The organism is Corallococcus aberystwythensis (assembly GCF_003612165.1).
Lineage (GTDB): Bacteria > Myxococcota > Myxococcia > Myxococcales > Myxococcaceae > Corallococcus > Corallococcus aberystwythensis.
The window spans coordinates 21,926-27,925 of sequence record NZ_RAWK01000133.1 but is presented as its reverse complement, the minus strand read 5'-3'; the positions used below and the strand labels follow the sequence as shown (position 1 = coordinate 27,925).

Annotated in this window: 4 protein-coding genes; 1 reads left to right on the top strand and 3 read right to left on the bottom strand. The window is 70.3% G+C overall.

The window, feature by feature from the left end; translation table 11 throughout:
- The 3 genes from D7W81_RS22200 to D7W81_RS22190 all read right to left on the bottom strand — a co-directional run.
- Positions 1–1,724: OPT family oligopeptide transporter (locus D7W81_RS22200; protein WP_147445582.1), on the bottom strand; the 1,724-nt coding region annotated here is incomplete at its 3' end.
- Between the two features lie 41 nt (positions 1,725–1,765).
- The gene (locus D7W81_RS43580; RefSeq protein ID WP_244227356.1) at positions 1,766–3,763 is read right to left on the bottom strand and encodes a HipA domain-containing protein; all 1,998 of its coding nucleotides are present in this window, start codon (positions 3,761–3,763) and stop codon (positions 1,766–1,768) included.
- 1 nt (position 3,764) lies between these two features.
- Positions 3,765–5,426: a DUF262 domain-containing protein gene (locus D7W81_RS22190; protein WP_120557398.1), complete on the bottom strand. Its 1,662-nt coding sequence runs from the start codon at positions 5,424–5,426 to the stop codon at positions 3,765–3,767.
- A 119-nt stretch (positions 5,427–5,545) separates the two neighbouring features.
- On the opposite strand from D7W81_RS22190, the gene D7W81_RS42040 reads away from it, so the two are divergent.
- Positions 5,546–5,983 carry a hypothetical protein gene (locus D7W81_RS42040; RefSeq protein ID WP_147445581.1) on the top strand — a complete coding sequence of 146 codons (438 nt, stop codon included), beginning with the start codon at positions 5,546–5,548 and terminating at the stop codon, positions 5,981–5,983.
- The last annotated feature ends 17 nt before the right edge of the window (positions 5,984–6,000 follow it).

Sequence of the window (6,000 nt, the reverse complement as noted above, 5' to 3'; positions counted from 1 at the left end):
CCCAGGAAGAAACCCAGGCAGGTGGAGGCAGGCAGCAGGCAGGCCAGCCCCACCCCCACGGCGGACGGCGTCCAGCGGCGGAAGCGCGCTGGCAGGGCCTGCTCGCCCAGGGTGAGGACGGCCGCCGCGCCCGCGGCCCAGACCATGGCGATCCGCAGGTCCGCCGACACCGCGCCCCACCCCGACGCCAGCACCTGGGCCACGCCCGCCGTCACCGTCGCGGCCGGCGCCGGGAAGCGCTCCGAGCCCAGCACGGACGGCTCCGGCACCAGCAGGTAGAACAGCGGCACCACCACCAGCGCTCCGACGACACACCCCAACAGCTGCGCCAGGAACACGCGGCGGGGATTGGCGCCCAGCAGGTGCCCCGCCTTCAGGTCCGTGAGCAGGTCCGCGGACGAGGACGCCGCGTTGACCGTGATGCCCGCCGTCGCCAGGTTCGCGCGCACGTCGCCCGGCAGCAGCACGCCATACGTGAGCTGCGTCACCTGTCCCAGCGCGCCCACGGGGCTCACGTCCGTCTCCCCGGTGACACGGCAGGAGATGAGACACAGCACGAAGGACAGCGCCACCGCGAGCAGCGCGTGCGGCACCGGCACGTCGAAGCCCACCCGCGCCAGCGCCACCGTCGCGGGCGTCAGCACCAGCATCCCCGCCACCCACCACCGCCCGGGCACCTGGAGCGCTTCAATCGCATGAGGCGCCTCACGCGGCTGCCCACCCCAGAGTCCCCTCAGCGCGCGGCCCCACACCCGGGCCTGGAGCGCGAACTGCAACAGCGACGCGGTGGTGAGCGCCGCCGCGCCCGGCCACAGCGCCCACGCGAGGAAGTCCCCGTCCGGGGCCACCACGCCCGCGGCCATCAACCGGGGCGCGACGACGCCATGGACGACGAGCGCTCCCAGCAACATGGACGCGGTGACGCGCACGCCCAGGAGCGCGCCGCCCCCCACCGGCATCAACCCCGTCTCCAGCGCGAACCCCAGCCGCTCCAGCGACACGCCCCCCAGCGTCCCGGGAAACGCATACGCATACGGCACGCGCCCGAAGCCATCGCGCGCGAGCGTCAGCAAGCCCGCCACCAGCCCGCCCACGCCCAGCATCCGCAGCCGGGGCCCCGCCGTCTCACCGCCCGCGTGCAGCGCGCGAGCCGTCGCCGCCGCGGCCGTCCCGGACGCGAACGGAAGCTGCTCCCGGTCCACCAGCTGCCGCTTGAGCGGCACCGCGAACAGCACGCCCAGCGCGGACAGCAGGAACGTCCAGGCCAGCAGCGTCATCCCGGGCAGGTGGTGCCCCGTCGTCAACAGCCACGCGCCCTGCACCGACACGAGCGCGCCGCCCGTCGCGTACCCCGCGGACGACGCCACCGTCTGCGCGCATCCGAGCTCCAGCAGTGACAGCGGAGAGCCCGCTACCCGGGGGCTCAAGCGCCGGAGCGCCCCATGCGTCGCGGACGCGAGCAGCGCGGCGGTGACAGCCACGCCGAACGCCACGCCCGTCTTCAGGCCCGCGTAGAGGTTCGTGGCGCAGGTGAGCACGCCCAGCCCCGCGCCCAGCGCCACCGCGCGCAGCGTGAGCTGGGGCAGCCGGTCGCCCTGGTACACGCGGGTGAGCCAGTAGGTGTCCACCTCCGCCTGCGTCGCCCCGGGGATGCTCAGCAGCGTCAGCGAAGCGTCGGTGGGCGCATCCCCGGCGGGGACGGCGCGGGGAGCGGTGGCCGGCATGGGCGGACCATCCTCTCCGGTCGTCCCGTCCCGCGCCACCGTCACGCCTCGCGCGAACGCAGCAGGTAGAAGACGTAGCCGTAGCTGTCCCCGTGGCGGCGGTACAGGTTCACCTCCTGCTCCGCCGCCGCGATGACCTCGCGCAGGGCCGCGTCCGCGGTGGGGCGCAGCCGTTCGATGCGCTGCAAGAGCGGCGTGTAGTAGTCGTCCCACCACGCGGACGCGGGCAGCGTGAAGGTGTCCACCACCGTGAAGCCCGCCGCCTCCGCGGTGGCCCGGTTCTGGGCGACGTTGGCCATGGATGGATACGCGGCCGACCAGAAGCGCACCGCCTCCGGGGGCCGGACGTCGGTGAGCCACGAGCACTCGGTGACGGCCACCTGTCCACCGGGCGCGAGCAACGGCCGCCACTGACGCAGGCCCTCTCCGAAGCCCACCACGTAGATGGCGCCCTCGGACCAGATGAGGTCGAAGGACGCGGGCGGCAGCGTCAGCGCGCCCATGTCCTCCTGCCGCGTGACGATGGCGTCCGACAGCCCCTGCTCGCGGGCCTCGCGCTCCAGCCGGTCGAGGTAGGGCCGGTGCAGGTCCACGGCGGTGACGCGGGTGCCCAGCTCGCGCGCGAGCACCAGCGATTGCCGGCCGGTGCCCGCGCCCAGGTCCAGCACACGCGGCGAGGGCGGCGGAGGAGCCAGGCGCCGCAGGGCCTCGCGGGTGCAGTCGTCGCTGCCGGGGCCCAGCCGGGGCAGCTCGCTGTAGAGGGTGAAGAAGGCGTTGGCCGTCTGGCGCAATTCGCCCGCGCTGCGCTTCACGTTGCCCTGAAGGAGCGGGACGCGCTTCCAGTGTTCTTCAATGCGTTGCTTGAACAGCTCCGGCATGGGCAGGTCCGCGCGCAGCGTGGTCCACGCATCGAGCGCGACCTCCACGGCGCCCCGCACCACCGGGAGGACGTCCTCGTCGCTCAGGCCCAGCTTGCGCGCCAGCCGCTCGAAGCTCTGGAGCGACACGTCCTCGAAGCGCTTGGACTTGGCCAGGTTCAGCGCGAGCTGGTCCTGCGGCATGTACTGGATGGTGGAGACGAAGTCGTACGCGGGCGACAGCGTGGGGTGCGTGCCGTCCGGGTAGTAGAGCGACCAGTTCTTGTGGTGCGCGTCGCCGTTGCCGCACGTGATGATGAACACCAGCCGCCGCAGGAACTCCTGGAGCGAGTCCAGTCCCGCCACCTTGAGCAGCACGTTGGCGATGGTCTCGTAGTTGTACTTCTTGTACTTCTCATCGGAGTACAGCCCCAGCACCTGCGCCATGTCCTCCATGTGCACGCGACGCCCCGGGGACGGCCGGTCGAAGCGGCGGATGGCGTACGACAGGTCCTCGCGCAGCGTGATGCCTTCCGGGAGGCCGTGCAGGTCGGAGACCTTGAGCAGTTGAATCTCTGGCACGTCGATACCGGTCGCGCGCGCCCAGGTCATCACGGACAGCTCGTTCTCCGGCACGCGGTCGTAGCGGTTGTCCGGGAGCTTGACGATCCAGTCGCCGCCCAGGCCACCCATGGGCAGCGTCATGCCCCGGTCACGCCGGAGCATGGAGAACTTCAGCTGCACACCCGCGAGCGAGAAGCGCAGCGGTTCGCCGTCGGACACGGGTTCGGTGGGGACGTCCGTCAGGGGCGCGTCGTGGCCAGCGAGCTCACCCGCGGGGCGGACGGTGACGGCGCCGGAGAGGTCCGTGCCCAGGTGGGCGATGAAGAAGAACTCACGCTGCCGGGCGATGTGCTGGCGCTCGGAGATGAGGTCGCGCAGCGGGCCTTCGGGCAGGAGGTTGGAGAAGAACGGCGGCAGCCGCATGCGGCTGGTGTGGCGGCGCGACAGGTCGTCCTCGAAGAACTGGCCCAGGACGGGGCGCGGGTAGCGCTGGCGGTAGTCCTCGGAGAGGCTGAACTCGATGCGTTCGTCCGCGAGCAGCGTGAGCGTGCCGACGTGCACGTCGCCGATGAGGACATCGAGGATGCCGGTGGTGGACACGGGGAGCAGGGGGTCCATGTCAGTCCTCATCGTCGTCGATGATCATCGACTGGAGCGAAGGCCGGTCCGAGTCGTCCCAGCGTGTGCGCGTTTCCATGAACTGGCGCAGGACGGGCTCCAGCACGGCCTGCCGCAGATGGAGGAACGCGCCGTCATTGTGCCGCAAGGACTCCAGGGACTCCGCCGTGAGCCCGTGGCTGTGGAGGACCTCCTCGCTCGGGGGCGGCTGCGCTTCGAGCACCTCGAGGAGGGAGCGCCCCTGCACCGGGGGATGGAAGAGGTAGTTGAAGGTTCCTTCCATCAAGCGCCGGACCGTCCTGCGGTCCTGGGCCCGCTGCGTGCGCCACCGCACGTCATCCGGGGGGAGGAGGAGCTGGAAGCCCTCGCCCTTCTGCTCCAGCAGCTCTCCCGGATCCAGCACCGCGCCCGTCAGCAGGTGGCGCGGCTGGAGCGACAGCATCGCGATGCGCAGGACCAGCGGAGGCCTCACGGTGGCGTGGGGCATGACCGGCAGGCCGGTCTCCATCCACCAGCGGATGAGCGGCGGCGGAACCTGTCCCAGCAGTGTCTGGAGCGAGCGTTCCTCGTCGGAGCGCATCGCCGCGAAGACCTGCAGGGCCTCCGCGGGCTTCAGCTCCCAGCCGCCAAAGACGATGTGGCGCCAGAACCAGCGCGACAACAGTTCGCGTGAACGCGGTGACGGTTCCGGGTGCAGCTGGAAGAACCGAGTCAGGAGGACCAGCGAGTTCTCTGGAGCGGGCAGCAGTTTGAGGTGCGGGATGAAGGCATCGCGCTTGAGGAACACGATGGCATCGCGAAGCGCCCGGTCCGTGCGCCGGACCGTCTCCGTCAGCTCGTCGTCCTGGTTGAGCTGTTCCTGGTAGCCGCGCGTGAAGTCCAGGCCGCGCACGGCCAGCACGGTCCGCAGCAGCAGGGACTCCGGGATGCTGCCGAAGCCCAGCTCCCGCAGCCCTTCCGTCACCGACTCCAGGCTGAGCGAGCGCGAGCCCACGTACAGCGCGTTGAACACCTCTTCATCCGTGAGCGGCCGGCCCGCGGTGTTGAGGCGCTTGAAGATGATCCGCAGGACCTTCTCGTCCGCGGTGTCCACGACGTAGGCGGGGACCTGGTACTCGCGGATGGCCTTGCCCAGGCGGATGGCGGCGCGCAGGTGTTCCGGGTGGGCCTCGCGGTCCGGATAGCGGTTGAGCCAGTGGAGCAGTGACTCGCTGTCCAGCACCTCGTTCATGGGCAGCCAGTGCGGCGGAGGCGTGCCCTCCTCCGGAGGCGGATGCAGTTCCTCCGTCTCCAGGTCGAAGTACAGGTGGAAGCCGTCGCGTCTGGTGTCATCGCCATAGGCCGGATGCAGCAGCACGCCCGCCAGCGCTGTCACGCGCTGCTGTCCGTCCACGGCCCACAGGCCCTGGCTGGTGGAGGGCGCGTCAATGCGCACGGGACCGAAGCTGACGTTGGCGGCGGGCGCTTCCCGGCGCCAGAACAGCAGCGTCCCGATGGGATAGCCCCGGTACACGCTGTCCAGCAGGTCGCGCACGTCGCCCGCGGTCCACCGCAAGGGGCGCTGGAAGTCGGGGATGCGCACCTCGCCGCGCCGCACGCGGTCGAGCAGGTCCTCGATGCTGAACGACTTCGTCTCCGGCCGCCGCGTCAGGGGAGCGGGCATCACGAGCCTCCTGCCCCAGGTCTGTAGCCCGAATCCCCGCCGGGGCGAAGCCCTGGGACGCTTGATGACCGCTACATCGACCGTGAGCGGCTACAATGCCGCGGCAGAGGGAGCGAGCCATGAAATCCATTGCATCCGGAATCCAGTTCGGTTTTTCCGAAATGCTGTCGATCGAATCAGGGCGATACGCTGTCGACCCCGCCCTGACCCAGGAGAACTGGGGTCGTCTCCTGTCGCGCCTCTCAGTAGAGGGACTCAGCCTCTCCATCTATGACAGCGAATACCCATCCCCCAGCGACCCAGGGGCCTACATCACTTTCTTCCAGAGAAATCCGCCTGAGCCTCAGTGGAGAATGACTCTCGGAAATCATGGGTGGTCTGGAGGGTCCTACGTGATTCCCCTCGATACACTGACCCACTATCTGGCATCGGCGGTGGTTGACGGAACGATTCAGGAGTTCGAAATCGAAAGCGGCGGACGCCGGGGTTACGCGGACGAAGGGACCGCCGCGAACGCGGCGATGCTCGACAGGCTGACGAACCTGCATCGGCGGTGACGTCCGGGCCTCAAGCG

Coding starts and splice junctions, on each gene's coding strand:
- D7W81_RS43580 (WP_244227356.1), bottom strand. CDS start 3,763: ATGGACCCCCTGCTCCCCGTGTCCACCACCGGCATCCTCGATGTCCTC.
- D7W81_RS22190 (WP_120557398.1), bottom strand. CDS start 5,426: ATGCCCGCTCCCCTGACGCGGCGGCCGGAGACGAAGTCGTTCAGCATC.
- D7W81_RS42040 (WP_147445581.1), top strand. CDS start 5,546: ATGAAATCCATTGCATCCGGAATCCAGTTCGGTTTTTCCGAAATGCTG.